The following is a 26703-nucleotide window of genomic DNA, read 5'->3' on the forward strand; positions in this document are numbered from 1 at the left end:
CATAGCCGGTGTGCCCAGGATTGCCTTGTAAGGTGGACCAATTTCCGTCGCTAATGATCGGAGTAGGAGGAAGTGTGGGCGTGGGCGTGGGCGTGGGTGTGGGCGTCGGTGTCGGTGTCGGTGTCGGTGTCGGGGTAGGGGTAGGCGTAGGCGTCGGGGTAGGCGTGACGATTACGGCACCGCCTCCGGCTGGTTGGCCGCCATCGCTACCGCCGCAGGCGCTTGCCAACAACAGTACGGGAAGTGTCGCTAGTGCCGATATTTTCATGTGCCCACCCAGATACGATCAGTATAAATATTTGGCATATTAGTCTTCGTGGAAGAGTTCCGGCAAGCGCATCCTAAAAACATTGTTGACTTCAATGGTGATCATTGCCGATCCGCTACCATGCGGCGATCGACAAGGCAGATGGTTGATGCGGATCGTCGCCTGGTCTCATGATGCACTGGACGATCTGGCGGCGTAACTCGCTTATGTTGCAGCCAATATCTCCAGCGCCGTGCACAGGGCTGCCGCTCGCAACGGTGATGCGGGCGCATTCTCAGCATCGGGCATCGTGCTGGCGTCGTCAGGATCGGTGCCGTTCGGAGCGAAGGCGCGCTGAAACTCATTACGGGCTCCACCTCCTTGTTCTCCCGCGAAGGCGGGAGCCCAGGCTGGGTCCCCGCCTTCGCGGGGAAACAGGCTGCGCTCCTTCGGAGGGCCAGCAATCTGCCACGAACCAGATCGGTTAAATAGCTTGACATCGTCACGCTCGTTTGGTACATAACAGGAACGCTGAAGAATTGCGGGTCGGGCTGGGTGGCTCGGCGGAGAGAGGCCGGGACGGTCGGGGTGGGAGCCTCGGGTGTCGCCGGCCTCTTCGCGTTCTCGCGGGTGCTGGGTCGGGACGGGGGTGCTGTATGGTGAAACAGACAAGGGCGGGGGGGAGCGGTGTCGGTGTCGGTACCGCAAGCGACGAAGGGACGGGCGCTCTGCAGGAGGTGCCGCTTCGATTGCGCGGGATGGACGAGGCCCCGCGCGGAACAATCGCGCCGCTAACGATCCCATCGTCGAGGACTAAATCCCGCAAGATTGAAACGGATGACACCAGATCAGCGAGCTTCGATCCGAGCATTGCTCCGTCAAAGGGCAAGTCGCGCCGCTCCAAGACTACAGCCGGGGATGCGGGTGCCAAGATTGCGGGCGGCAAGATTGCGGGTGGCAAGAACCGGGTCGTGCAGATCAGGCAACCCCGCGCCAAGGAATGGACCGAGAAGACGCAGAAGGCGTTTCTCGACCAACTGGCGCTGACGGGCAACGTGACGACGTCGGTCGCGGTGGTCAATATGTCGGTGGGGGGCGCGTACAACCGACGTGCGCACGATCCAGCGTTTGCCGCGGGGTGGCATGCTGCACTGCTGCGTGGGTACGAGCGGTTGGAGGAATTGCTGTTGGCGACGACGCTTGCGGCGCTCGATCGCGGTGGTGTCGAAGGTGGGGGCGTCGAGGGTGGTGGCGTTGCAGACGGCGCGGACGATCAGGGTGACCAGGATCGGCGCGATGACGGCGCGTCCGACGATGCGGGGAGCGGGGCAGGGCGCGGGGCAGGGCGCGGGCCGGTAGGGCGAAAGTTCCAGAATGCGGCCAAGGTGGTTGCGGGGAACAAGGGACAGGCGGTGCCGGGCGCCGGGCTGATCCAGCTGTCGAGCGTGACCGCGATCCAGTTTGCGCTGGCCATGCTCAATCAGCATCGCGCCGATCAGGTTCGAGGTCGCAAGCGGAACCAGGTCCATCGGGCAACATCGGCCGAGACCGATGTCGCGCTGACCAAGCTGCTGGATTCGCTGGCGCGACGCCGGGCGCGAGAATCGTGATGGGCCATCCGAAGGGCCGCTCGAAGGGCAATGTGACGAGCGGGCAGAAAGGCCTGCGGCGAACGCCCGTACCACGTGGATCGGACTCGACCGATTCAGCGGCGATCGACCGGAACCTGGTGGAGGAACTCGCACACTTGCCGGTGGTACAGCGTGCGCGTGTCGTCCAGAAACTGACGGTCGGCCAACGCAACGAACTGCGCGATTGGTGGCTGCATTGGGCGCATGACGGGCAATATCCGCCGGAGGGCGACTGGCGGATCTGGTTGATCCGTGCGGGCCGCGGCTTCGGCAAGACGCGCGCGGGGGCGGAATGGGTTTGCCAGATCGCGCGCAATGACCCGAACGCGCGGATCGCGCTGGTCGGGGCGACGATCGACGATGTCCGGCGCGTGATGGTGCAGGGTGAAAGCGGGCTGATCGCGGTCGCGCGCGATAACGAGGATCTGGCGTGGCGGGGCGCGGTGGGCGAACTGCATTTTGCGAACGGTGCGCGGGCCTATGCCTATTCGGCGGAAGCCTCCGAAGCGTTGCGGGGACCCGAGCATGGCTGGGCATGGTGCGACGAGCTGGCGAAGTGGCGCTACGGCGATGCGACCTGGGACAATCTGATGATGGGATTGCGGCTGGGCGACAGGCCACGCGTGCTGGTGACGACGACGCCGCGGCCGATCGCACTGATGCGGCGGGTGATGGCGCTGCCGGACCTGGTCGAGACTCACGGGCGGACTGCGGACAATCCGCACCTGCCAGCGAGTTTCGTCGCGGCAGTGACGGCGTCCTATGCGGGGACGCGGTTGGGGCGGCAGGAGCTGGATGGCGAGCTGATCGAGGATGTGGCGGGGGCGCTTTGGACGCGGGAGCTGGTGGAGGATCGGCGGGTGGCTTTTGCGCCGGCTGTGACGCGGGTCGTGGTGGGGGTGGATCCTCCCGCTGGCAGTGTTTCCGGGGGGCCGGGGGATGCTTGTGGGATCGTGGTGGTGGCGCTCGGGGTCGATGGGTTTGCGTATGTGCTGGAGGATGCGAGCGTGTCCGGGGCTAGTCCTGAGGGGTGGGCTCGGGCTGTGGCCGAGTGCGCCGCGCGGCATGGGGCGGACCGGGTGATTGCGGAGGCCAACCAGGGGGGGAAGATGGTGGGGAGCGTCCTTGCCGGGGCGGATCGGGCGATGCCGGTGAAGTTGGTGCATGCTTCGCTGGGGAAGGTGGCGCGGGCTGAGCCGGTGGCGGCTTTGTATGAGTCTGGGCGGGCCTGGCATGTGGGGGCGTTTCCGGACCTGGAGGATGAGCTTTGCGGGCTGATTGCTGGCGGGGGGTATGAGGGGCCGGGGCGGTCGCCGGATCGGGCTGATGCGCTGGTTTGGGCTATGACCGAGGTGATGTTGGGGCCGGTGCGGCGGGTTTCTGTTCGGGTTTTGTAAGGTTTTTGCCCTCGCCCCTTCGGGGAGAGGGAAGGAGGAGCCTTGGCGACGGGAGGGTGAGGGGTGGTTGGGATTGGTGCCCTTAGCCTCACGCCCCTCACCCTCCCACGCGCAAGGGCGCGCGGGCCCCTCCCTCTCCCCGGAGGGGAGAGGGGCAGTTTTCAGGAGATCGGCATGAAATTGTTCGGGTGGAAATCCGGGCGCGATGAGTCGCGGCCGGTGTTGTCGCGGGCGCTTAGCGCGGCGGTTTTTGGGGATGTGCCGCTGGGGTATGAGGCTCAGGTGCGGGCGGGGTATCTGGGGAACGCGGTCGTTCAGCGGGCGGTGAAGCTGGTGGTGGAGTGCGTGGGGTCTGCGCCTTTGCTCGCGTCCGATCCGGCGCTCGTTGCACTGGTGAGTGCGCGGTCTGGGGGGCAGTCTTTGGTCGAGACGGTGGCGGCGCAGATGCTGTTGCATGGGAATGCGTATGTGCAGGTGTTGCGCGACGTGGATGGGGGTGCGGCGGAGTTGTTTGCTTTGCGGCCTGAGCGGGTGGCGGTGGAGGCGGATGCTGGCGGGTGGCCTGCTGCTTATCGGTATCGGGTGGGGGAGCGGGTTACTCGTTTGCACGCGGATCCGGTTCGACCGGAGGTGATCCACCTGAAAAGCTTCAATCCGGTGGATGACCATTATGGGTTGGGGTGTTTGGGGGCGGCTTCGGGGGCGGTGGCGATCCACAATGCGGCGGCGCGGTGGAACAAGGCGCTGTTGGATAACGCGGCACGGCCTTCTGGGGCGCTGATGTACGATCCGAAGGACGGCGCGGCCTTGTCGACGGAGCAGTTCGAGCGGTTGCGGACCGAGTTGGAGGCTTCGTTCTCGGGGGCGGGGAATGCTGGGCGGCCGATGCTGTTGGAGGGGGGCTTGCGGTGGCAGGCCTTGAGCTTGTCGCCGGCGGATATGGATTTCGTGGGGACGAAGGCGGCGGCGGCGCGGGAGATCGCGCTGGCGTTCGGGGTGCCGCCGATGTTGCTCGGGCTGCCGGGGGATAATTCCTACGCGAATTACCGGGAGGCTAATCGGGCGCTTTGGCGGCTGGGGGTTTTGCCGTTGGCGTCTTCGGTTTTGACGGGGATCGCTCAGGGGTTGAGCGGGTGGTTCGAGGGGGCGGTGATTTCGGTCGATTTGAACCGGGTGCCGGCGCTGGCGGAGGATCGGGAGCGGCTTTGGGGGATGGTTAGCGGGGCTGGCTTTCTCAGTGACGGCGAGAAGCGGGCGATGTTGGATATTCAGGAGGTGGCGTGATGGATGGGGCGGTTTTGGCGCAGTTGATGCGGCAGGGGGCTGAGCGGGGTGTGGACCTCGTGACGCTTCGGGCGATCGTGGAGGAAGCGGGGGAGTTGGGGGCGGCTCGGGCTTTGGCGCGGGTGGCGCTGAGTGACGAGCGGGCTCGGGAGGATGTGGCGGAGTTGCGGGAGCTGTTGGCGGCTTGGCGGGATGCGAAGCGGTCGGTTTGGAAGGCTGTTGTCGGATGGATTGTCCGGTTGGCTATGGCGCTGATGTTGGCTGGGCTGGCGGTGAAGCTGGGGTTTGCCGCGTGGTTGAAGTGAGTGTGGCGTTCGCTGGGTATGCGGCGGTGTTCGATGTTGTCGATCGGGCTGGGGATGTGGTGCGGCGGGGGGCGTTCCAGGGCGCGGGCGTGGTGCCTTTGTTGTGGCAGCATCGGGGTGTGGCGGTTGGTGTTTTGTCCGTCGTTGCGGAGGATGCGCGGGGCTTGCGGGTTGAGGGGGTGGTTGAGGATTTCGAATTGGCTCGGCTGGTTCGGGCTGGGGCGGTGGCTGGGTTGTCTGTTGGGTATCGGGCTTTGCGGGTGCGGCAGGGGGGGCGGCGGGAGCTGCTGGAGGTGGCGTTGGTGGAGGTTAGTTGGTGGCTGTTCCGATGCAGGCTTTGGCTCGGGTTGAGGTGGTCGACATCGTGGCGTGAGCGTTTCCTGCGGACGCAGGAAGGGTGAGACGCGTGTGACCCTGGGCTCCTGCGTTCGCAGGAGAACGGTGATTGGCGCGGGTGTCTTGAGCCTCACGCCCCTCACCCTCCCACACGCAAGGGCGTGCGGGCCCCTCCCTCTCCCCGGAGGGGCGAGGGTTCTTTTTGAGTTTCATGAGGCGTCCTGCGGGGCGCCTTTTTTTTGTTTCTGGTGAGGAGATGGGCATGAGTGTTGTTGACCGGCCGGTTTTGGAGGGGGCGGCTCCTTCTGGGGTGAATGCGGCGTTTGCAGGGTTCGTTCGGACCGGCGCTACGTTGGAGATGAAGGCGTTTACCGGGGTGACCGGCGACGCGGGCGGGTTTGCGGTGCCGCGGGAGATCGATGCTCAGATCGATACTTTGCTGAAGGCGGTGTCGCCGATCAGGGCGATTGCCAATGTCGTGAAGGTTGGCTCGGCTGGGTATCGGAAACTGGTTACGACTGGGGGTACGCCTTCGGGTTGGGCGGCGGAGAATGCGGCTCGGCCGGAGACGGCTTCGCCGGTATTCGTCGAGATCGCGCCGCCTACGGGGGAGCTGTATGCCAATCCTTCGGCTAGCCAGGCGATGCTGGATGATGCGGCTTTCGATGTGGAGGAGTGGCTGGCGGGCGAGATCGCGATGGAGTTTGCGAAGGCTGAGGGGGCGGCTTTCGTGTCCGGCTCTGGGGTGTCGCGACCGAAGGGATTTTTGACGTCTGCTACTGCGGCGACTGCGGATGGTGTGCGGGCTTTTGGGACTTTGCAGTATCTCGCATCGGGTACTGCTGGGGACTTTTCGGCTAATCCGCAGGAGCGGTTGATCGATCTGGTTCAGTCTTTGCGGGGGCCTTATCGGCAGGGCGCGAGCTTTGTCATGAATGCGGCGACGCTGGCGCGGATACGGAAGTTCAAGACTACGGATGGGGCGTTCGTTTGGGCGCCTTCGCTGGCGGCTGGGGTGCCGGCTACGTTGCTGGGGTATCCGGTGGTGGAGGCCGAGGACATGCCGGACATTGCGGCGAACGCGCTGGCGATCGCGTTCGGGAATTTCCGCGCGGGGTACATTATCGCCGAGCGGACCGAGACGGGGATCCTGCGCGATCCGTATTCGAACAAGCCTTTCGTGAACTTCTACGCGACGAAGCGGGTCGGTGGGTGTGTGACGAATTCCGAGGCTATCAAGTTGATGAAGTTCTCGGTGGCTTGAGCTTTCGGCCCTCTCCCCTTTGGGGGACAGGGAAGGAGGAGCACTTGCGACGGGAGGGTGAGGGCACGCGCTCTCGGCGGCGGCGTGCCCTCACCCTCCCACGACTTCGTCGCGGGCCCCTCCCTCTCCCCGGAGGGAGAGGGGTAGTTTTTGGAGATCTGGCATGGGTGGGTCGGCGATTTCTGCCGTGGTGATCGCTGAGGTGGTCGTCGCGGCTAGGGCTTTGTTGCGGGTGGAGACGGGGGAGGATTTGGTGCTCTCGCGGTTGGCGCAGACGGCGCTGCTGCTGGGGGAGGCTTTTCTGGGTGCTGCGCGGCGATGAAGGTGAGACAGCAGCGTCAATCAAGATGAGACTCCGTTTGGGGCTGTCGGCGTAGGGCGTAGCCCGGAGCCGACAGCCCCAAACGGAAGCCCTTTCGAAGGGCTTTGGTGGTCGTGACCGGCCTACATCTGGGCTTTTCCTTGGGGGAAGAGCGCAGGTGAGCGGTCGACACGTCAACGATCATCAAACGAGGCTCTTTATGAAACATCGTCAAAGCGACCCGGTGCCCGTGGCAGCGGCCAAGGCCGGTATCAGCCGGGCGACCGCCTATCGACTGCTCAAGGGCGGCAAACTCCCGTCCCAGAAGGCGGAGCCGCGAGGTCGGCGCCGACCAGACCCGCTGGCAGAGATCTTCGACACCGAGATTGTCCCACTTCTCCAGGCGGCTCCCGGCCTGCGGGCCGTTGCCATATTTGAGGAGATGCTTCGCCGGCATTCGGATCTGTCGCCCGGTATCCGGAGGACCCTGGAGCGGCGCATCCGGACATGGCGTGCGCGGCATGGTCAGGACCAGGAAGTCATTTTCCGTCAGACCCACGAGCCCGGCCACATGGGCCTGTCGGACTTCACCGATATGGGCGACCTCGATGTGCCCGTCACGGTCGCCGGCGAGCCGCTCAAGCATCTCCTCTATCACTTCCGGTTGGTCTGGTCGGGTTTCGAGCACGCCCATGTCATCCTCGGCGGCGAGAGCTATGTCGCCTTGGCCGAGGGACTGCAGAACGCCCTGTGGGCGGTAGGCGGCGCGCCACGCCTACACCGCAGTGACAGCCTGTCGGCCGCATTCCGCAATCTCGACGCTGACGCCAGAGTTGACCTGACGCGGCGATATGATGCGCTTTGCGAGCATTATGCGATGGAGCCGACGCGCAACAATCGCGGTGTCGCCCATGAGAACGGCGCTATCGAAAGCCCCCACGGCCATCTCAAATATGCCGTAAACGACGCACTGTTGATGCGCGGATCCGGCGACTTCGACGATTTGACCGCCTATCGCGCCTTCATCGACGAGATCGTCGCGCGCAAGAACCGACGCAACGCGGCTCGTATCGATGCCGAGCGCGCAACGCTGCAGCCGCTCCCGCAGCTTCGCACCGGCGACTATGAGGAGAGCATTGTCCCCGTCACCTCGACCAGCAGCTTCACGCTGAAGAAGGTCTTCTACACGGTCCCGTCGCGCCTCATCGGCCACAGGCTGAGGGTCCGCCTGTATGACGACCGCCTCGATATCTTCCTCGGCGCGACGCGTCTCATGACGCTCCGTCGCGGACGAACGCCCAGCGACGGCAAGCACGGACACGTCGTCGACTACCGGCACGTCATTCACAGCCTGCGGCGCAAACCTATGGCGCTGATGAACCTCGTCTACCGCGACCAGATCTTTCCGCGCGAAGCGTATCGCCGGACATTCGACCGTCTTATCGAACAACTGCCCGAGCGCGTCGCCTGCAAGATCATGGTCGAGTTGCTCTCGCTCGCGCATGAGCGGGGTTGCGAAGCAGAGCTGGCAGATGTTCTGGCAGCGGATCTGGACGCCAGGCGCCTGCCAGACCTCACGCAGCTACGAGCACGCTTCTCACCAGACCCGGCCAGCTTGCCGGTCGTCTCGGTGCAATTGCCCTCGCTTGCCGTCTACGACACTCTGCTGACGGGAGCGGCCGCATGAACCCCGCTGTCGACACCCAGCGCCTCGCATTCATCCTCAACGAACTGCGTCTGCCTGCCATCAAGCAGGCCTGGCTCCAGTTCGCTGAACGCGCCGACAAGGAGGCGTGGCCGGCCACCCGCTTCCTCGCCGCGCTCGCCGAGCATGAGATCGCCGAACGCGACCGGCGACGCATCGAGCGGCACCTGGCAGAAGCACGCCTGCCACCAGGCAAGACCCTCGACACCTTCGACTTCACCAACGTGCCGATGATCTCGAAGGCTCACATCATGGCGCTCTGCGCCGGCGACAGCTGGCTCGAGAAGGGGGCCAACCTCATCATGATTGGCGGACCGGGCGGCGGGAAGAGCCATCTCGCCGCTGCAATCGGCATGGCACTCATCGAGGCGGGCTGGCGCGTCCTGTTCACCCGTACCTCGGATCTCGTCCAGAAACTGCAGATCGCGCGCCGTGAGCTCGCCCTCGAAAGTGCGATCGCCAAGCTCGACAAATATCACCTGCTCGTGCTCGACGATCTCGCCTACGTCACCAAGGACCAGGCCGAAACCTCCGTCCTCTTCGAACTGATTAGCGCCCGCTACGAACGCCGATCAACCCTCATTACCGCCAACCAGCCATTCGGCGACTGGTCGCGCGTATTCCCTGACCCCGCCATGACGCTCGCCGCTGTCGATCGCCTCGTTCATCATTCCACCATCTTCGAGATGAACGTCGAGAGCTACCGACGCCGCGCAGCCCTCCAGCGACAATCAAGCTGAGACACCGTCTGTCGCGGAGCGGCGATCAAGACCAAAGTTGGCCTTGCATTGCCTGTCGCGCCGCGACAATCTCGCTCCCGTCACGGCCGCAGAGTCTCATCCTGATCGCCGCTACTGTCTCATCCAGATCGCCGCTCAATATCTGGGGGCGGCGGTGATCGTGCGGCCGTTCGAGGATGTGGTGACCAGTGCGGCGGGGTGGCGGCGGTTGATGGTTGCGCCCGTTACCGTGATTGCGGGGGTTACGGGGCTGCCTGTGGAGGGGGCTCCGTTCGTGTTGGCGGTCGGGGCTTATGCGGTCGATATCGATGCGGATGGGGTTGGTTGGGTTCGTATCCTGGCCGCGGGGTCTGCGGGGCGGGTGGCGGTGGCGTATTCTGCGGGGCTCGCGCTGAGTTTCGAGGGGGTGCCGGCGCCGATCGCGCAGGGGGTGGCGATGCTCGTCGCGCACCTCTTTGACCACCGGGAGAGCGATGTGGCGCCGCCGGCGGCGGTGGCGGCTTTGTGGCGGCCTTATCGGCGGATGCGGTTGGGCCTTGCGGTGCATTCATGAGTGGGCGGGTCGTTTTGCAGGCGGCTTTGGTGGCTCGGTTGAACGTGGTGCTGGATATCAGCGTGTTCGATGCGCCGCCGGTGCGTGGGGGGCTGCCTTATGCGGTGGTCGACGAGCCGGTGTTGTCGGACTGGAGCACGAAAACCTGGGTTGGGCGGGAGGGGCGCGTTGTTCTGACGCTGTTCGATGGTGGGGAGCGGCCGGTTCGGGTTCGCGCGCTGCTGGCGGCGGCGGAGGAGGGGTTGGAGGCGCTTCCGCCCGATCTTGGCGAGGGGTGGCGGGTGGTTCGGTTGGCGCTGGTTCGGTCTCGCGTGCTGCGGGTCGGGGATCGGTGGCGGGGGACGGCTGAGTTTCTGGTGCGGATGTACCGGGAGAGTTGAGCTTCGGAACTTGAGAGATGCGCCGCGAAGGCGCGGTGCAGGCTGGGTCCCCGCCTTTGCGGGGAAACGTCTTTGGGGGAGATCGATATGGCGGTGGAGAAGGGGAGTGCGTTCCTGCTGAAGGTGGGGAACGGGGCTGTGCCGGTGGTTTACGCCACGGTGGCCGGGCTGCGGACGACGCAGATGTCGGTGAATGGGGAGGCTATCGTTGTTACCACGAAGGATTCTGGTGGGTGGCGGCAGTTGCTGTCTGGGGCTGGGGTTCGGAGTGTTTCGGTGTCCGGCGCTGGGGTTTTTACCGGGTCGGTGGCGGAGTTGCGGGTGAAGGCTAGCGCCTTGACGGGTGTGCTCGATGATTATCGGCTGGCGTTCGAGGGCGGGGATACGATGACGGGGAAGTTCCTGGTGTCTCGGCTGGATTACGCCGGGGATTTCAATGGGGAGCGGTCTTATACGCTTAGCCTGGAGAGTTCCGGGGCTGTTGTCGTGGGTTAGCGGCTTTCCCTCTCCCCTGCGGGGAGAGGGACGGAGGAGCTCTTGCGACGGGAGGGTGAGGGGCTTTTGGGGCGGGTGTTCCGTGCCTCACTCCCCTCTCCCTCCCACGCGCAAGGGCGCGCGGGCCCCTCCCTCTCCCCGGAGGGGCGAGGGTTCTCTTTTCGGAGACTTATCATGGGCGATTTGGCGAATTCTGTTCGGGGGGAGGGGTCTCTTCGGGTTGGGGGGGAGACTCTTGTTCTTCGGCCTAGCTTTGCGGCTCTGGTCGCGGCGGAGAGCGAGTTGGGGCCTTTGTTTGCGCTCGTGGAGCGGGCGGCTGAGGGGAAGCTTGGGATTGGGGAGATGGTGGGGCTGTTCTGGCATTGCCTTCGCGAGTGCCCGGAGGGGGTTACTCGGGAGCGGTTGGGGGAGGCGGTGGTGGAGGCGGGGCTTTCCGCGGTGACGCCGGTTTTGCGGGTGCTGTTGCGGCAGATCCTGGCGGGGAAGTGACGTTTTCTGACAGCGCTGGGCGGTTGGCCGGGTTTGCGGGGGCGGTGTTGGGGTGGGCGCCGGACATGTTCTGGCGGGCTACGCCGGCGGAATTGGCGGGGGTTGTCGGGGCTTTGGTGGGGGACGTGACAGCGCCGCCGGATGCTTCGATGATCGCTCGGTTGAGGGGGGCTTTTCCTGATGGATGATTTTGATGCGGCGTTGGTGAGCGTTCGGGCGGATACGGCTGGGTTCTCGCGTGATGTGGAGGCGATGCGAGGGGAGTTGGAGGGGGTTCTCGGGGCTGGGGCGGAGCGGGCTGCGTTGCGGCTGGAGGCGGGGCTGTTGCGGGCGGTTCGGTCTGGGAAGCTGGGGTTCGAGGAGTTGAAGGGGGTGGCTCTGTCGGCGCTGGATGCGATCGCTTCGGCGGCGTTGAAGGCTGGGGTGCAGTCTGTGTTGAGTGGTGGGGGTTTGAGTGGGGTGCTGGCCGGGTTGGTTGGTGGGTTGCCTGGGCGGGCTACTGGCGGGCCGGTGTCGCCGGGGCGGGCTTATGTTGTGGGCGAGCGGGGGGCGGAGGTTTTCGTGCCGACGACCAGCGGGCGGGTTGAGGTTGGTGCTGGTGGCGGGGTTCGGGAGGTGAGGGTGGCGATCACCGTCAATGCTGCTGGTGGGAGTTCTGCGGGGGTGTTGGCTCAGTCTGGGCGGCAGGTGGCTCGGGCTGTGAAGGCGGCTTTGGCGGTGGAGTGAGCGTATCCCTCGCCCCTCCGGGGAGAGGGAAGGAGGAGCCGTAGGCGACGGGAGGGTGAGGGGCTTTGGGGCGGGGGTTCCTAGCCTCACTCCCCTCTCCCTCCCACGCGCAAGGGCGCGCGGGCCCCTCCCTCTCCCCGTAGGGGCGAGGGAATAGGAGAAATTTATGGCGCATTGGCTTTGCTCTGCTCGGACTGTGCAGGTCGAGGGGCTTGTCTCGCGGTTCGATCCTCGGTTTTGGACGGCGGATTTTCCTCGGCCGATGATGGCTTCGGTGGTGACTACCGGAGCGGATGCGCTGCGGGTGGATGCGGTGTTTTATAAGGCGGACGATCTGGCCGGGGTGATCTGGGAGGCGGTCGATCGCTTCGATCATCCTTTGTTGCAGTATGAGACTTCGCGGGATTTTCGGGGCTGTCGGCTGCGGTTTCGGTGGCGGTCTTCGGGAGTGATGGCGCTGGATGCGATCAATGGGCCGACCCTCACGATCGAGGGGCGGGATGCGGCGGGCGTGGTGCGGTCCTGGTATGTGCGGTTGTGGAATTATGCGGTGGGGACGCCGGAGGATGCGGTCGTTTCGCTGGATTTCGGCGCGATGGTGGGCGGGTTTGAGCTGCCCGAGGATAGCGATCAGGTTTGGGCGGGGGATATCGACCGGATGTTCGTGTCGGTGGTGCCGCCGGACTATTCGGGGGTGGACGTGGCCCTGGCCGCACCGCGCGAGGGGTGGGTCGAGTGGACCGATCTTGTCTGCGAGGGGCCGGGGTCGGTGTTGGCGATCGGCGATGCGGTGGTGCCGGAGCATGGGGTTCGGATCGCGGGTGGGTATGACGACAGCTATAATCTGACGCCGGCGCGGTTGCTGCGCAATGCGCTGCATCTCGGGTATCGGGGGAGCATCACGCATTATTTGGGCATGAGCCATTATTTCCGGCTCGAGGCGCTTGGCGGCGGGTTTTACGTGTCGGCGGCGGAAGGCGTTTTGAACGTTGCTTGTGCGGCGTGGCATCGGGATCTTGCGGCGCGGGCTAAGGCGCTTGGGTTGGATGTGATCTGGTCGCTGAGTTACGAGCTGTTTGACGCGCATTGCTGGAGCGACTGGAAGCAGCGGGCGGCGGACGGGTCGCCAGCGCTGACCGGGTGGGAGCCGCCTTCTACGTTGCTGTCGCCGGCGCATGGCGGGGCGATGGGGTATCTGCAGGCGGTGGCTCGGGCTTTCCTGGGGATCGCGGTCGCGGCTGGGTTGGCGCCGAAGTTTCAGGTGGGCGAGCCTTGGTGGTGGATCATGCCCGATGGGCGGCCTTGCATTTACGACGCGAGCGCGGTGGCGGCGTTTGCGCCGGTGGCGATCGGGAGCATCCTGGGGGTGAAGAACGCCGCGCGGATCGCGACGCTGGATGCGGCTGGGGTTTGCCTCGCGGCGTCGACTGCTGCGCTTGTGGCGGCGGCTCGGGCGGAGGCGCCGGGATGCGTCACGCATCTGCTGACGTATTTGCCGACCGTTCTGGATGCTGCTGCGCCTGAGGCCAAGCGGGCGAACATGCCGGTGGGGTGGGCTAGTCCGGCGTTCGATGTGCTGCAGCTGGAGGATTACGACTGGGTGACGGCGGGGGATTCCGCGTCGTCGGCCGAGGGCGTTGCGGTGGCTTTCGCGCGGCTGGGGTATCCGGTCGAACGGCAGCATTATCTGTCGGGGTTCGTGTTGCGGCCGGACCAGGCTGTGCAGTGGGGGCTGATCGAGGCGGCTGCCGAGGTGGCGCGTGCTCGGGGAGTGGCGGAGACGTTCCTCTGGGCCTTGCCGCAGGTGATGCGGGATGGGTTCGTGCATTTCGATAATTCCGAGGGAGACGAGGTCGTGGATGCGTTCGATGACGTGCTGTTTCCGTTGGAACTGGGGCGCGAGGCTGAGGTGGCGCCTGGGTTCTCGACCGCGATTTTGACGAGTGCCGGGGGGCGGGAGGCTCGGAATGCGGCCTGGGCTGAGGCTCGGACGTCGTATGACGTCGGGCCGGGGCTTCGGAGCGAGGCGGATATTGGGGTGCTGCTCGCGTTTTTTCGGGCGCGGATGGGGGCGGCGCGGGGGTTTCGGTTGCGGGATCCTTTTGATTTCGAGGCTGTGGGCGAGGTTGTCGGGGTTGGCGATGGGGTGGCTCGGCGATTTGCTCTGGTGAAGTCGTACGGTGCGGCTGAGCGGCGGATTACTCGGCCTGTTGCTGGGAGTGTTTCGGTGGCTGTGGGGGGCGTTGGGACTTTGGCGTTTTCCGTGGAGGCTGGAGGGTGGGTGGTGCTGGATGTGGCGCCTGCTCTTGGGGTGGTGGTGACTTCCGGGTTTGCTTTCGATGTGCCGGTTCGGTTTGCCGAGGATCGGTTGAGTGTGGCGAGAGCTACGTTTTTGGCTGGGGTGGCGGCGAGTGTGCCGTTGGTTGAGGTGCGGGAGGCGTGATCTTTCCCTCTCCCCGTCGGGGAGAGGGAGGGAGGAGCCGCTTGGCGACGGAAGGGTGAGGGGGAGTTGGGATTTAGGTCCCTAGCCTCACTCCCCTCACCCTCCCACGCGCAAGGGCGCGCGGCCCCTCCCTCTCCCCGGAGGGGAGAGGGTTTTCCTTGTGAGGAGACCTTCATGTTTCTGGATGCTGAGCTGGCGACGATCGCTCTCTGTTGGCGGATCGAGCGGCGGGATGGGGTGGCGGTGGGGTTGACCGCGCATGATCGGGATCTGGTGGTGGACGGGCTGGTGCACCGGGCGGCGCCGGGGATGACGCCTTCGGCGATCCAGCGGGCCGATGGGCTGGAGGCGGATACCATGGATGTGGCGGGGGCTTTGACGAGCGCCGCGATTGGGGAGCGGGATTTGTTGGCGGGGCGCTGGGATGGGGCTCGGGTGGTGCTGTTTGCGGTGGACTGGACGGATCCGGCTTCTCGGGTCGAGCTGGGCGAGGGGATTATCGGGGCGGTCGAGCTGGGGGATGACGGGTTCACGGCCGAGTTGCGGGGGGCGAGTGCTGCGCTGGATCGGCCGGTTGTCGAGGAGACTTCGCCGGAGTGTCGGGCGGAGCTGGGGGATCGGCGGTGTCGGGTGGCGATGGCGGGGCGGCGTCGGTTTGCTCGGGTTGTTGCGTGCGTGGGGGCGGTGGTGACGCTGGACTCCAGTGCGGAGGGGCTTGGGGGTGGGCTGTTGCGGTGGTTCGGGGGGGGGAATTGTGGGTTGGAGAGCGCTGTCGCTCGGGGTGCCGGGGTGGCGGTTACGTTGCGGGTGGTGCCGGCTTTCGTGGTCGATGTTGGTGCTCTCGTCGAGGTGGTGGAGGGGTGTGACAAGAGTCTTGCCACCTGTGCGGGGCGGTTTGGGAATGCGGTGAACTTTCGCGGCGAGCCGTTTTTGCCGGGGATCGATCTTCTCACCCGGTATCCGGGGGCTTGAGCGCCATCGCGGAGGCTGCCGTCACCGCGGTGGGGACGCGGTTTCGGTTGCATGGGCGGGGGCTGGATGGGCTCGATTGTGTCGGGCTGGTCGCGCTGGCCTTGCGGGCTGGTGGGTATGCCGGGGAGGTTCCGACGGGGTATTCGCTGCGGGGTGGCGATTGGGGTTTGCTCGATCGGGTGCTGGTGCGCGTTGCCGACGCTGAGGCGGGCGACGTGCTGCTGATGGCCGCGGGGCCGGGGCAGGTTCATCTCGGGATCAGAACGGCGGCGGGGTTCGTGCATGCGGATGCCGGCTTGCGGCGCGTGGTGGAGCGGCCGGGTCTGCCACCTTGGCCGATTCTGGGGGTTTGGCGGATGGAGGGGTGACATGGCGACCTTGGTATTGACGGCCGTGGGGAGCGCGGTGGGCGGGCCGATCGGGGGCGCGATCGGCGCTTTGATCGGGCGGTCGGTGGATGCCGCCGTGTTCGCGCCGAAGCGGCGGGAGGGGCCGCGGCTGGTCGAGCTGGCGGTGCAGACTTCGTCTTATGGCGCGCAGATTCCGAAATTGTTCGGCACCATGCGCGTGGCGGGGACGGTGATCTGGGCGACGGATCTGATCGAGAGTCGGGCCTCGTCTCGCAGCGGCAAGGGGCAGCCTAGCGTCTCGACCTATTCTTATGCGGCGTCTTTTGCGGTGCTGTTGTCGGCGCGCGCCATTCTGGGCGTGGGGCGGATCTGGGCTGAGGGGAAGTTGCTGCGGGGGGCGGCGGGGGACTTCAAGACGAGTACCGGGTTTCGGTTGCACCTGGGGGGCGAGGACCAGGCGGTGGATCCCTTGATCGCGTCTGCCGAAGGGACGTCGCCGGCGTATCGGGGGGCCGCTTACGCAGTGTTCGAGATGTTGCAGTTGGCGGATTTCGGGAATCGGATTCCTTCGCTGACGTTCGAGGTGATTGCGGACGAAGGCGTGGTGCTGGTGTCGACGATCGCGAAGGCACTGGCGGGAGAGGTTTCGGGGACGGCTGCGCTGGCGGTGGGCGGGTTTGCGGCGGCTGGCGGGAGCGTTCGGGCGGTGCTGGAGATGTTGGGGCAGGCTGGTGGTGCCTGGTTTGCGCCCTCCGGGGCGGGGCTGGTGATGCGGGATGCGGCGGGGGCTACCGTGTCCTTGGCCGATGAAGGGTTTGCGGTTTCGGGGAAGGGCGTGCGGCGGGCTCGCGCGGTGGCGGCGATCGAGACTGTGCCGCGGACGGTGACGGTCGGGTATTATGATGCGGCGCGGGATTACCAGGCGGGGGTGCAGCGGGCTCGGCGGCCGGGGGCGGGCGTGCGCGACGAGCGGGTCGAGGTGCCGGCGGTGCTGGAGGCGGGGGCGGCGAAGACCGTGGCCGAGGCGATGCTCGCGCGAGCCGAGGCTGGGCGGGTTCGCCGGACGGTCGCCGCCGGGTTTGGAGCGATGGCGATTGCGCCTGGGGCTTGCGTGACGATTGCGGGAGAGGACGGCGTCTGGCGGGTGGCGGACGTCAGTATCGAGGGGATGGTAACGACGCTGGGGCTGGTGCCGCTGGTGACGGCTTCGCTGCCCGCGACCGCGACGAGCGGGCGGGTGTCGGGGGCGGTGGATGCCGTCGTCGGGGCGACGATCCTGCGCGCGTTCGAGGTGCCAGGGGTTGGATGACTCGCCGTTGAGCGCGCCGCGGATGACGGTGGTTGCGGCGGGCACCGGGGCGGCTTGGCGGCAGGCGGCCCTGCTCTACAGTGTGGATGATGGCGTAAGCTGGATGGCGGCCGGGGCGACGGCTGCGCCTGCGGTGCTGGGGACGATCGCGCTCGTGGCGCCGGGCGCGCCGGCGACGCTGATCGATCTGCGGGGGGCGTTCGAGGTGACGCTGGCGCATGCGGACATGGAACTGGGCGATGCGGATGCGGCGGCGCTCGATCGGGGCGCCAACCTGGCGTTGCTGGGCGATGAGCTGGTGCAGTTCGGGCGGGCGGAACCGCTGGGCGGCGCACGCTGGCGGTTGAGCCGGTTGCTGCGCGGACGACGGGGGACCGAGGCGGCGAGCTTGCAGGTGGCCGGGGACCGGTTCGTGCTGATCGAGGCGGGGGCGGCGCGGGCGTTCGACCTGCCATTGTCGGTGCTCGGGCGCGAAGTGCGCGTGATGGCGTCGGGGGTGGGCGATGCGGCGCCGGTCGAAACGCGGTGCGTGATGCACGGGGCGTCCGTCGTTCCGCCTTCGCCGGTGCACCTTGGCTATCGCGACGAGGCGGATGGGAGTGCGACTGTGCGCTGGACGCGACGGAGCAGGGCGGGGTGGCGGTGGATCGACGGGGTCGATGCGCCGCTCGCCGAGGAGAGCGAGGCGTACCGCGTGACGATCACGACCGCTTCGGGGGCGCGCGACGTCGATGTGGTGGCGCCGTCCGTGTCAGTGACCGCGGCCGAGCGTACGGGGGCCGTCGGCGTCGTGGTGCGGCAACGTGGCATGTTCGGCGAGTCGCTGGCGGCGGAACTGATCGTACCGGCATGATTTCGGAACGGGGGAACGAATTATGAGCGACGACACGACACCGCGGCTGGCATTGCCGTTGTTGCAGCCTGGACAGGCGCAGAAGGAAACGACTCACAACGAGGCGCTCGCCCTGCTCGACTTGGCGGTGCAGGCAAGCGTGCTGGCAGTGGGAACCGATGTGCCGCCGGTCGCTCCGGTGGCGGGGGCCGCGTGGATCGTCGGCAACGCGCCGACCGGGGACTGGTCCGGGCAGGCGCAGGCGATCGCAGGATGGACGAGCGGCGGGTGGCGATTCGTCGTGCCGCGCGAGGGGATGACGGCGTGGAGCATCGCCGACGGGCTGGTCGCGCGGTTCGGCGGCGGGGCATGGGCGCTGGGCGTGATCGCCGGGAACCGCGTTTCGATCGGCGGGAACGACGTCGTGGGTGCCAGGCGTGCAGCGGTTCCCGACCCGGTCGGCGGAAGCGTCATCGACATCGAGGCGAGGGCGGCGATTGCGTCGATATTGAGCGGTTTACGGGGTCATGGGCTGATTGCGGGCTAAAACACCCTCAAAACTGTGTCGTTCCGGCAACACCCCCAACTTTTGTTAGCTTGCGTGGAAACAAGGCCGAGGATAGGGAGTTTGCGATGTCCGTGTGACACTCATGAAAGGGGATTTATATGCGGAAGCTTGCCGTCGTTCTGGCACTCGCCTCCACCGCTCTTGCTACTCCCGCCCTCGCCCGCGACAAGTCGTGGTACGTTGGCGTCGAAGGCGGTGCGATGATCGTTGAAGACATCGACTATGATATCGGCGCATTGAACAATGCCGGATCGGTCGATCATGACTATGGTTACGATGTCGACGCCATCATGGGCTACGACTTTGGCGGTTTCCGCCTCGAAACCGAAGTCGGCTACCGCAAGGCAACCGTGGACGGCTATTCGTCGACCACGACCACGCCAGTGTTCGGTGCAACCGGCGTTCGTGGCAACACGGTTGCTGGTAATTTCGACTACGCCGGTGGTTCGTCGTCGGCTCTCAGCTTCATGCTGAACGGCTTGCTGGACTTCGGTCCGGACGATGGCATCCAGGGCTTCATCGGCGGTGGTGTTGGTGTTGCTCGCGTCAAGGCGCAGTACGCTCTCAACACCAATGGCGACTTCCTGAACGACTCGGACACCGTGTTCGCGTACCAGGGTCTTGCCGGTATCCGCGCACCGCTGACCGACCACATCGACGCGACGCTGAAGTATCGTTTCTTCAACGCCGAGAACGTCAAGCTGGTCGACGTTTCGAACCGTCAGTTCGAAGGTCGTTACCGTTCGCACAGCATCCTTGGTGGTGTGACGTACAACTTCGGCGAGCCAGCAGCGCCTCCTCCGCCGCCGCCGGCACCAGCGCCTGAGCCGATCGCTCCGCCGCCGCCGCCAGCTCCGGAAGCAGTCGTCTGCTCGCCTGGTCCGTTCATCGTGTTCTTCGAATGGGACAAGTCGGACATCACGCCAGAGGCAGCGTCGATCCTCGACAACGCCGTCACGCAGTACCAGTCGTGCGGCAACGCACAGGTCATGCTGGCAGGTCACGCCGATAAGTCAGGTGCGGCTTCGTACAACGTCGGCCTGTCGCAGCGCCGCGCAGATGGCGTGAAGGCATATCTGTCTTCGCATGCCATCCCGGACAGCGTCATCTCGACGGAAGCATTCGGCGAGAGCCGTCCGCGCGTCGAGACCGCCGATGGCGTTCGCGAAGTGCAGAACCGTCGCGTGGAAGTCACCTACGGTCCGGGTTCGGGCCAGTAAGACTTCCGCCAGTCGGCCTTACGGTCGGCTACGGAATGAAGATCGGGAGGTCGGCGCGAGCCGGCCTCCCTTTTCTTTTGTCTGGCGGGTGGGATTGTTGCCGATGGCGAGTGCGTTGAAGACGTGCGGAGACTAGCAGCGGCCTGATCTGGCCGATTGCGGTGCTTTGGGAGGGGGCTCTCCCGATCCTGAGCGGTGAGAGAAGTGCCGTAGATTATGAAAGCACGAGGCCGATCAGCGTCGCGCCCAGATCCTTCGCACCACGATCCACGCTATTACCGCAACAACGACCGCAAGGATCAGCGCGCCCGCAACGGCGCCGGCGACCCGGAAGATCCCCCAGAACAACGCCTCGACGAAGCGGCCGACCGCGACCGAAAGGCCGATCATGCAAGAGGCTCGAAACGCGTCACGCCCCATCGGTACCCGGCAAAGGCTTGCGCGCCAAACCCCGTCTTCCTACGCCTGCCTCATGAAGAGTCAGCCGAGCCCTGCGGACATCGTCCCCGACAGCGAACACAAGGGTCTGGTCGGTCGCCTTCCGCCAACCCTACGCGGCTTGGCTCTCCTTGCCCGCCTTGATCGGCCGATCGGCTGGTGGCTGCTGTTCTGGCCCGGCGCCTGGGGCGTCGCGCTCGCCGGCGGCGCGGTCGCGCGCTGGGACCTGATCCTCTGGCTCCTGCTCGGCAGCATCGCAATGCGCGGGGCGGGGTGCGTGTTCAACGACATCGTCGACCGCGATCTCGACGCACAGGTCGCCCGTACCCGCGCCCGGCCTATCCCGAGCGGGCTCGTGTCGATCAAGCTCGCCTGGATCTGGCTCGTCGCGCTCTGCCTGATCGGGCTCGTCGTGCTGCTGCAACTCACACCGTTCGCGGCGATCGTCGCGCTCGCCAGTCTGGCGCCGGTAGCCGCCTATCCCTTCATGAAGCGCATCACCTGGTGGCCGCAGGCGTGGCTCGGCATCGTCTTTTCCTGGGCGCTGCTGGTCGGCTGGAGCGACACCGCAGGCGTACTCGATGCGCCGATGTGGCTGCTTTACGCCGGCTCGATCGCTTGGGTGATCGGCTACGACACGATTTATGCGCTGCAGGACCGCGAGGACGATGCGATGATCGGCATCCGCTCGTCGGCACTCCGCATGGGCGCGCACGTAAAGGCTGGCGTGGGTGGTTTCTACGTCGCGGCCGTCGTTCTGTGGGCCGCGGCATTCTGGCAGGTCCGTCCCGACCCGATCGCTATCGCAGCGCTCGTACCCGTCGCGTTTCACTTCGCGTGGCAGGTCGTAACGCTCAAACCCGACACGCAGGAGGGCGCAGGCACCGCCGCACTTGCCCGTTTCCGGTCGAACCGTTTCGCCGGACTGCTCATGTTCCTCGCCTGCGCGGTTGTCGGGACCAGCCTGCATCCTTAAGTCGCTGCTATGCTGACCTCAGACCAAGCCCGCGACCGCGCCCACGACATCGTCCAGCGCGCGAGGGCGGCAGGCGCCGACGCCGCCGACGCGGTCTTCGCCGCCGACGCCGCGCTCGACGTGTCGATCCGCCTCGGCAAGCTCGAGGATATCGGCCGTTCCGAAAGCGAGGACCTGGGCCTGCGCGTGTTCGTCGGCCAGCGTTCCGCCAGCGTCTCGACCTCCGACCTGTCGACCGCCGCGATGGATGCGCTGGTCGAACGCGCGGTCGCGATGGCGCGTGAAGTCCCCGAAGATCCCTGGGCCGGCCTAGCCCCCGCCGACCGCCTCCTCCACGGCCTCATCCCGATGCTTGGCCTCGACGACGGCGGCGAGGCCAGCCCCGAGCAACTCCGCGATGCCGCGCTCGAAGCGGAAGACGCGGCCCGCGCGGTCCCCGGCGTCTCGAACAGCGAAGGCGGTGGCGCGAGCGCGTCGCGCAGCGTCTGGGCGCTCGCCACCAGCCACGGTTTTGCCGGCGCCTATGCCGCGACCGGCTACGGCGTCTCGGCCAGCGTGCTCGCCGGCGAAGGCGGCGCCATGCAGCGAGACTACGCGCACAGCAGCGCCCGCCTCCGCGCGCATCTCGAAGCGCCAGACGCGATCGGCCGTCGCGCCGGCGAGCAGGCCGTCGCACGACTCAACCCCGGCCGTCTCGTCAGCGGGCCCACCACGATCGTCTACGACCGCCGCGTTGGCGGATCGCTGGTCGGCCACATGCTCGGCGCGATCTCCGGCCAGGCGATCACGCGGAAAACCAGCTTCCTGCTCGACTCGCTCGGCAGCCAGGTTTTCGCGCACGGCATCACCATCCGCGACGATCCGCACCGCCCGCACGGGCTGCGTTCGCGCCCGTTCGACGGCGAGGGCCTGCCGGTGTCGCCGAGCGAGATCATCGAGGACGGCATGCTCGAACGCTGGCTGCTCGACTCGGCGTCTGCGCGACAACTCGGCCTCGAACCCACTGGTCACGCAGCGCGCGGTGTCGGCGGCGGGCCGGGCGTATCGACCAGCAACGTGTTCATGGAACCGGGCCACGTCCCGCTCGAAACGCTGATCGCCGATATCGAATCAGGCGTCTACGTCACCGAGCTGATGGGCGGGGGCGCAAACGGCGTGACCGGCGATTACAGCCGCGGCGCCGCCGGCTTCCGCATCGAGAACGGCCAGATCACCACGCCGGTCGCCGAGTTCACCATCGCCGGCAACGTGAAGGACATGTTCCTCGCGATGACGCCCGCCAACGACCTCGAGTTCCGCTACGGCGTCAACGTGCCGACCCTGCGCGTGGAGGGGATGACGGTGGCGAGTGGCTGACCGGTTTTCCAGTTCTAGGCGATCCCCGGAGCGCTCACCCGAATGGCTGCGCGCGATGGCCGACGCCGTCGCGGGTATCGCATCGGAGGCCGGCGCGATGGCGCACGACCGCTTCGACACCGATTTCCAGCGCTGGGAGAAGACCCCTGGCAGCCCGGTCTGCGAACTCGACATCGCCATCGACCGGATGCTCAAGGCGCGGCTGTCGACCTTGCTCCCTGAGGCGGGATGGCTGTCCGAAGAGACCGCCGACAACGCTGACCGCCTCGCGCATGACCTGCTTTGGGTGGTCGACCCGATCGACGGTACGCGCGACTATATCCGCGCGAGGCCAGGCTGGTGCGTGTCGGTCGCGCTGGTCGATCGCGGCCGCCCGGTGATCGGCATCCTCGATGCCCCCACGCGCGACGAGCACTGGCGCGCCGTCGTAGGCCAGGGCGCGACCCGCAACGGCGTGGCGCTCCAGACCGGCAACCGAACCGACTTTGCCGGAAGCCGCACCCCCGTCGACGCCCTCCCCAAAGCCGACCGCGACCTTGTCATGGTCCACAAGCCCAACTCGATCGCGCTCCGCATAGCCATGGTCGCCGCCGACGAAGCCGACCTCGTCGCCACGCTCCGCTGGGGTAACGAATGGGACATCGCCGCGGCCGTGCTGGTCGCGAGCGAAGCGGGAGCGACGGTGAGCGATGCGCTGGGGGCGCCGCTGGTGTTCAACAAGCCGCGGCCGCAGGCGTTTGGGGTGCTGGCGTGCACTCCGGGTATTCACGCGGCGGCGGTCGAGCGGTTGGCTAACCGCGCGCGCACCGTGCTGGGGTGACGGCGATCATGGGGAAGGAAAGCTGCCGGTCCGCTTCTAGGCGCCGACCGGCGGTATAGCTCCGGAAATTACATGTTGATGGCGCGGACAAGCCGGACGCCCCAATCCTCGTCGGGATTGGTTGTACCGTCACCCAACCGCTCCTGCATCACGGCAACACCGAGGTCGCGCCGCTTCGGTAGCCGATCGCGCTCTGCGGCATTCAGAGCGGCATCGATCTCGCTGAGAGTAAGATCGGTGCAATAAACAGGCGCACCCGGCTGCTGGCGCCAAGAGTCCGCCAGCGTGCCGGCGTTATAGGCATCCAACCCAGTATCGTCGATCAGCGACATGGCGACCTCAAGATCGTGCCCGCGATCCGCGGCAACGGGTATAGCGATGCGGTCCGGTGCCCCTGCGGGCTTCGCCTTGTGGGCGAGGGAGGCTGACCCAATGGCATTCCAGGCCTTGGCGATCGGCCGTCCAAGCTGCTCGGCGACCCAAAGGCTCTCTGCCTGTCCGCTTTCGATGGCATCGATCTTCTCGTCCCGGAACGGGTAGTAGTTCGAGGTGTCGATAACGACCGTTTCTTCAGGAAGGTAGGCGACCAGTGTAGCGACACCGGGGATCCGGTTGAGCGGGATCGAAAGGATAACCGCTTCAACATCGACGAACGCCTCTTCAGTCGTGACGGCACGAGCGCCCGCCGACAAAAGCTCTTTGTCGATAGTTTCAGGGCCTCGTGAATTGGCGACTTTCACAACGTGCCCGGCCTCGCTCAATCGCGTGACCAGGGTCTTCCCGATGTTGCCCGTTCCCAAAATGCCGATTTTCATATGTCGCTCTCTGGATTGTTGCCTCGCCCCCCAAATTATGGGTACACCTTGGTATCGACAAGAACCCACCAAAAGGTGGGTATATCACCAGAAGGTAAGTGCGTGACGGTTCGTGACTGGCAATGTGAGGATCCGAAGCAGCAACTCGTATGGGCGGCTGCTACGAGCGAAGCGCTGCGCGTACTCGAAGGAAAGTGGAAGATCGTTATCATCTTCCAGCTTTTCGCGGCCAAGCAGCCGCTTCGCTTCTCGGAGCTCGAACGCCGGGTTGAGGGCGTCAACCAGAAGATGCTCATTCAGCAACTTAAAGAGTTGGAAAAGGACGGGATCGTCACCCGAACGATCTATCCGCAAGTTCCACCGCGGGTTGAATATGCGCTCGGCGACATGGGGCTAGCCCTCGGCCCGTCTATTGAAAGCCTGATCGACTGGACGTTCATGCGACGAGCGGTTCTCGACAGGATCGGGTGTGAGCCGTTACCTAAATGAACGAATGATCGTTTTAGGACGCGGGAGCGGATGCCCTGAACGGCCAACTTTGGGCGATGCCTACCGATGCCCTGAGAAAACGCGCTTGCCTTTCGTCCGGCTGGTCAGGTGGAAGTGCAGGCACCGGTCGCAGCGATACGTCCTGAGCGGTACGCGCCCGGTCTGCGCTACGGTCAACGCGTCGGATTCCGAGACGAAGCGCGCCTTCCGGCGGCAGACGCTGAGGCGGGTGCGCTTCACTTTCAGTCCTTGTACTTCATCTCCAGGAAGCGCCCCCGCGTCGACAGGTTGTCGAGGTCGCTTTGCGCCAAGCGTGCGGTCATTTCGCCGATTTCCTGTTCGATCAGCTTCAGGCCGTCGACGAGTTCGGCATCGGGCGTGCGGCCGTTGCGCGGGGTGGTGCGGAGCGAGGGCGGGACCTTCTCGTAATCCTTGACGAAGGCGGGGAGTTGTTCGCCGATCAGCTTCCGCACGTCGACCGCTTCCTGCGTGTTCGCGTCGAGCGTTGCCAACTGCGGCGTCAGCGTTTCGAGACGCAGGCCGATCCGGTCGACCAGCGTCATCGCCGGCGCAGGCAAGGCGGGGCGTTGCGCCTCCAGCCAGCGTTCGGTCTGTGCGGGGAGCGCGCGGATGTCGACTGCCGCCAGCCGTTCAGGGGTAGGCGCGCGCTCCGCCGGCCACACCGCGAACAGCACCGTGGCGGCGACCAGCAGCGCCATTACCAGCATCGCGCCGCCGATCCCGAGCGGCAGGATCCAGCCGATCACCATTGCCGCGATCAGGATCGAGACATCGGCGACTGCAATCCGGGTCAGTCGCTTGCCGATCGCCTGTGTCTGCCGCGCCCGCCCCCGCGACGGTGCGCGCGCGATGACGGTGCCCGTCCGGTCGTCGGAAATGCGCGACCAGGAGGCGCGGGCGCTGGCGATGGCGTCGTCGACTTCGCTCACGGCGGTTACATCGCCTCCAGCTTGAACGGGCTGGCGGAAGGTCCGCCGAGTTGGCCCTGCGTCGCGCCTTCAGCGCGCGCGATATAGCCGCGCGACTTGTCGACTTCGTTCGACAGCGCGCCGACCGTGACCTTCATCGAATCGAGTGCTTTCAGCTTGAACACGTCGATCGCGTCCATCGTGTCGTAGATGTTCTGGAACGCGCGTTGCAGCGTCTCCAGCGGGATCGTCGCCGATGCGGCCTGCTCATGGATCTGCGCGGTCTGCGATTTAAGCAGCTTGCCGGTTGAATCGATGATGTTCGCGGTCGTCGTGTTGAGCGCGGTGATCTGTTCGAGCACCAGCTTCTGGTTGGTCAGCGCCTGTGCCACCGTCACCGCGGTCCGCAGCGCCGAGACGGTCGTGGTCGAGGCGCGATCGACGCCCTTCACCAGCTCGACATTGTTCTTCTTGACCAGATCGAGCGCGAGATAGCCCTGCACGGTCACCGCCATCTGCGTCAGCAGATCCTGCGTCCGTTGGCGCGTGTAGAACAGCGCGGTCTCGCGGATCGCCTTCGCCTTGGCGGGATCGCTGTGGTCGAGGTCGTTGGCGACGTCCTCGAGCTTGGCGTCCATCGTCTTCGACAGATGGATCATCTGCTCCAGCCGGCCCATCGCCGCCCACAGGTTCGCGCGCTCGGTATCGATCGCGGCATTGTCCATCAGCAGCTCGTCCTTGCCCGAGCCGAGGCTCTTCAGGATTTGCGCGATGTGCGTCTGCGACGATTTATAGCCGTCGAAATAATTGCGCATCTTGCCACCGAACGGGATGATCCCGAACAGCTTCTGCGGCGCGGTCAGATTGCCCTTCTTGCCGGGATCGAGATCCTCGACGACGCGGCGCAGCTCGGCCAGATCCTTGCCGACGCCGGTCTCCTGATCCATCGCCTTGACCGGGCGATCGAGGAAGCGGTTCGACTGGCCGGCGGCCTCGCGGATTTCCTTCGCGCCCATCGCGGTGATCGCGTCGACGCGCTTGCCGAATTCGGGCGAATTGACGTCCTGCGCAACGAGATCGGTGACGAACCCCGACACGCGCTCCTCCAGCTGCGACTTCACGCCGGCATCGACCGGGACCAGCCCCGACGCTTTAGCAGCGGCGACGGTCGGCACCGGATCGGGCGGGGTCAGCACCAGGCTCGGTTCGTTCGTCAGCGTTTCCGGGGTCGTCGCCATACACGTGTCTCCGTTCGATAGGGCATGGTGGCTGCAACACGCCCGGCGTTCAAGTGGCGTATATAGATAATACACCCCGGTTGCCAACCTTACCT

Annotated in this window: 29 protein-coding genes and 1 pseudogene; 26 read left to right on the top strand and 4 right to left on the bottom strand. The window is 66.0% G+C overall.

Features of this window, described 5'->3' with window-relative positions; genetic code table 11:
* Positions 1-1218 precede the first annotated feature (1218 nt).
* From AC1MLZ_RS14105 to AC1MLZ_RS14210, 22 genes and pseudogenes are all read left to right on the top strand, one after another.
* Positions 1219-1857 (top strand): hypothetical protein, encoded by a 639-nt coding sequence (locus AC1MLZ_RS14105; RefSeq protein WP_480959021.1) that lies wholly within the window; start codon positions 1219-1221, stop codon positions 1855-1857.
* Positions 1857-3275 (top strand): DNA-packaging protein, encoded by a 1419-nt coding sequence (locus tag AC1MLZ_RS14110; protein WP_480959022.1) that lies wholly within the window; start codon positions 1857-1859, stop codon positions 3273-3275. The genes AC1MLZ_RS14105 and AC1MLZ_RS14110 overlap by 1 nt, the downstream gene beginning before the upstream one ends.
* Before the next feature lie 174 nt (positions 3276-3449).
* On the top strand, positions 3450-4559 hold the full coding sequence (locus tag AC1MLZ_RS14115; RefSeq protein ID WP_480959023.1) for a phage portal protein: 1110 nt from the start codon (positions 3450-3452) through the stop codon (positions 4557-4559).
* Complete coding sequence (locus tag AC1MLZ_RS14120; protein WP_480959024.1) at positions 4559-4864, top strand: DUF6127 family protein; 306 nt, start codon at positions 4559-4561, stop codon at positions 4862-4864. The genes AC1MLZ_RS14115 and AC1MLZ_RS14120 overlap by 1 nt, the downstream gene beginning before the upstream one ends.
* A complete protein-coding gene (locus tag AC1MLZ_RS14125; protein WP_480959025.1) occupies positions 4786-5265 on the top strand; it encodes an HK97 family phage prohead protease in 480 nt (159 codons plus the stop codon). The genes AC1MLZ_RS14120 and AC1MLZ_RS14125 overlap by 79 nt, the downstream gene beginning before the upstream one ends.
* Before the next feature lie 197 nt (positions 5266-5462).
* Positions 5463-6464: a phage major capsid protein gene (locus AC1MLZ_RS14130; protein WP_480959026.1), complete on the top strand. Its 1002-nt coding sequence runs from the start codon at positions 5463-5465 to the stop codon at positions 6462-6464.
* Positions 6465-6627: 163 nt separating this feature from the next.
* Positions 6628-6786, top strand: coding sequence for a hypothetical protein (locus tag AC1MLZ_RS14135; protein WP_480959027.1), 159 nt, complete (start codon positions 6628-6630; stop codon positions 6784-6786).
* Between the two features lie 157 nt (positions 6787-6943).
* Entirely contained in the window at positions 6944-8452 is a 1509-nt protein-coding gene (istA, locus tag AC1MLZ_RS14140; RefSeq protein WP_151989758.1) for an IS21 family transposase, read from the top strand.
* A pseudogene (gene istB / locus AC1MLZ_RS14145) lies at positions 8449-9204 on the top strand (IS21-like element helper ATPase IstB); the annotation flags it as partial. The gene istA and the pseudogene istB, both read left to right, overlap by 4 nt.
* A 43-nt stretch (positions 9205-9247) precedes the next feature.
* Positions 9248-9763, top strand: coding sequence for a head-tail connector protein (locus AC1MLZ_RS14150; protein ID WP_480959028.1), 516 nt, complete (start codon positions 9248-9250; stop codon positions 9761-9763).
* A 29-nt stretch (positions 9764-9792) separates the two neighbouring features.
* Positions 9793-10143 (top strand): DUF3168 domain-containing protein, encoded by a 351-nt coding sequence (locus AC1MLZ_RS14155; protein ID WP_480959029.1) that lies wholly within the window; start codon positions 9793-9795, stop codon positions 10141-10143.
* A gap of 87 nt (positions 10144-10230) precedes the next feature.
* Complete coding sequence (locus AC1MLZ_RS14160) at positions 10231-10638, top strand: phage tail tube protein (protein WP_056060976.1); 408 nt, start codon at positions 10231-10233, stop codon at positions 10636-10638.
* A 174-nt stretch (positions 10639-10812) separates the two neighbouring features.
* Positions 10813-11127: a gene transfer agent family protein gene (locus tag AC1MLZ_RS14165; RefSeq protein WP_480959030.1), complete on the top strand. Its 315-nt coding sequence runs from the start codon at positions 10813-10815 to the stop codon at positions 11125-11127.
* Between the two features lie 65 nt (positions 11128-11192).
* A complete protein-coding gene (locus AC1MLZ_RS14170; protein ID WP_480961564.1) occupies positions 11193-11315 on the top strand; it encodes a phage tail assembly chaperone in 123 nt (40 codons plus the stop codon).
* Positions 11308-11853 (top strand): tail tape measure protein, encoded by a 546-nt coding sequence (locus AC1MLZ_RS14175; protein WP_480959031.1) that lies wholly within the window; start codon positions 11308-11310, stop codon positions 11851-11853. Before AC1MLZ_RS14170 ends, AC1MLZ_RS14175 begins: the two co-directional genes overlap by 8 nt.
* Before the next feature lie 166 nt (positions 11854-12019).
* On the top strand, positions 12020-14296 hold the full coding sequence (locus tag AC1MLZ_RS14180; RefSeq protein ID WP_480959032.1) for a DUF2460 domain-containing protein: 2277 nt from the start codon (positions 12020-12022) through the stop codon (positions 14294-14296).
* 174 nt (positions 14297-14470) lie between these two features.
* Positions 14471-15268: a DUF2163 domain-containing protein gene (locus AC1MLZ_RS14185; RefSeq protein WP_480959033.1), complete on the top strand. Its 798-nt coding sequence runs from the start codon at positions 14471-14473 to the stop codon at positions 15266-15268.
* Complete coding sequence (locus AC1MLZ_RS14190; protein WP_480959034.1) at positions 15265-15636, top strand: NlpC/P60 family protein; 372 nt, start codon at positions 15265-15267, stop codon at positions 15634-15636. Before AC1MLZ_RS14185 ends, AC1MLZ_RS14190 begins: the two co-directional genes overlap by 4 nt.
* Before the next feature lies 1 nt (position 15637).
* Positions 15638-16927, top strand: a complete 1290-nt coding sequence (locus AC1MLZ_RS14195) for a phage tail protein (RefSeq protein WP_480959035.1) — start codon at positions 15638-15640, stop codon at positions 16925-16927.
* Positions 16920-17780 carry a GTA baseplate fiber-binding domain-containing protein gene (locus AC1MLZ_RS14200; RefSeq protein ID WP_480959036.1) on the top strand — a complete coding sequence of 287 codons (861 nt, stop codon included), beginning with the start codon at positions 16920-16922 and terminating at the stop codon, positions 17778-17780. The genes AC1MLZ_RS14195 and AC1MLZ_RS14200 overlap by 8 nt, the downstream gene beginning before the upstream one ends.
* Positions 17781-17802: 22 nt before the next feature.
* Positions 17803-18306, top strand: a complete 504-nt coding sequence (locus AC1MLZ_RS14205) for a DUF2793 domain-containing protein (protein WP_480959037.1) — start codon at positions 17803-17805, stop codon at positions 18304-18306.
* Positions 18307-18425: 119 nt separating this feature from the next.
* Positions 18426-19547, top strand: coding sequence for an OmpA family protein (locus tag AC1MLZ_RS14210; RefSeq protein WP_480959038.1), 1122 nt, complete (start codon positions 18426-18428; stop codon positions 19545-19547).
* Between the two features lie 234 nt (positions 19548-19781).
* Here the strand turns inward: AC1MLZ_RS14210 and AC1MLZ_RS14215 are convergent, their stop codons facing one another.
* Positions 19782-19937 (bottom strand): hypothetical protein, encoded by a 156-nt coding sequence (locus AC1MLZ_RS14215; RefSeq protein ID WP_480959039.1) that lies wholly within the window; start codon positions 19935-19937, stop codon positions 19782-19784.
* An 82-nt stretch (positions 19938-20019) separates the two neighbouring features.
* Between AC1MLZ_RS14215 and ubiA the strand changes: the two genes are divergently transcribed.
* Genes ubiA through AC1MLZ_RS14230 form a run of 3 tightly spaced genes read left to right on the top strand, consistent with a single transcriptional unit; the run spans position 20020 to position 23137 of the window.
* Positions 20020-20961 carry a 4-hydroxybenzoate octaprenyltransferase gene (gene ubiA / locus AC1MLZ_RS14220; RefSeq protein WP_480959040.1) on the top strand — a complete coding sequence of 314 codons (942 nt, stop codon included), beginning with the start codon at positions 20020-20022 and terminating at the stop codon, positions 20959-20961.
* Between the two features lie 9 nt (positions 20962-20970).
* Positions 20971-22317 (top strand): TldD/PmbA family protein, encoded by a 1347-nt coding sequence (locus AC1MLZ_RS14225; RefSeq protein ID WP_480959041.1) that lies wholly within the window; start codon positions 20971-20973, stop codon positions 22315-22317.
* Between the two features lie 55 nt (positions 22318-22372).
* Positions 22373-23137 (top strand): 3'(2'),5'-bisphosphate nucleotidase CysQ, encoded by a 765-nt coding sequence (locus AC1MLZ_RS14230; protein WP_480959042.1) that lies wholly within the window; start codon positions 22373-22375, stop codon positions 23135-23137.
* 68 nt (positions 23138-23205) lie between these two features.
* Here AC1MLZ_RS14230 and AC1MLZ_RS14235 read toward each other — a convergent pair whose 3' ends face one another.
* On the bottom strand, positions 23206-23952 hold the full coding sequence (locus AC1MLZ_RS14235; RefSeq protein WP_480959043.1) for an NADPH-dependent F420 reductase: 747 nt from the start codon (positions 23950-23952) through the stop codon (positions 23206-23208).
* Between the two features lie 102 nt (positions 23953-24054).
* Here AC1MLZ_RS14235 and AC1MLZ_RS14240 point away from each other — a divergent pair, with 102 nt between their 5' ends.
* A complete protein-coding gene (locus AC1MLZ_RS14240) occupies positions 24055-24441 on the top strand; it encodes a winged helix-turn-helix transcriptional regulator (RefSeq protein ID WP_480959044.1) in 387 nt (128 codons plus the stop codon).
* 242 nt (positions 24442-24683) lie between these two features.
* Here the strand turns inward: AC1MLZ_RS14240 and AC1MLZ_RS14245 are convergent, their stop codons facing one another.
* Both AC1MLZ_RS14245 and AC1MLZ_RS14250 read right to left on the bottom strand, forming a co-directional pair.
* Positions 24684-25391 (bottom strand): hypothetical protein, encoded by a 708-nt coding sequence (locus AC1MLZ_RS14245; RefSeq protein ID WP_480959045.1) that lies wholly within the window; start codon positions 25389-25391, stop codon positions 24684-24686.
* 5 nt (positions 25392-25396) lie between these two features.
* Complete coding sequence (locus AC1MLZ_RS14250; RefSeq protein ID WP_480959046.1) at positions 25397-26608, bottom strand: toxic anion resistance protein; 1212 nt, start codon at positions 26606-26608, stop codon at positions 25397-25399.
* Positions 26609-26703 lie beyond the last annotated feature (95 nt).

It is taken from the genome of Sphingomonas sp. PEI4 (assembly GCF_056679955.1).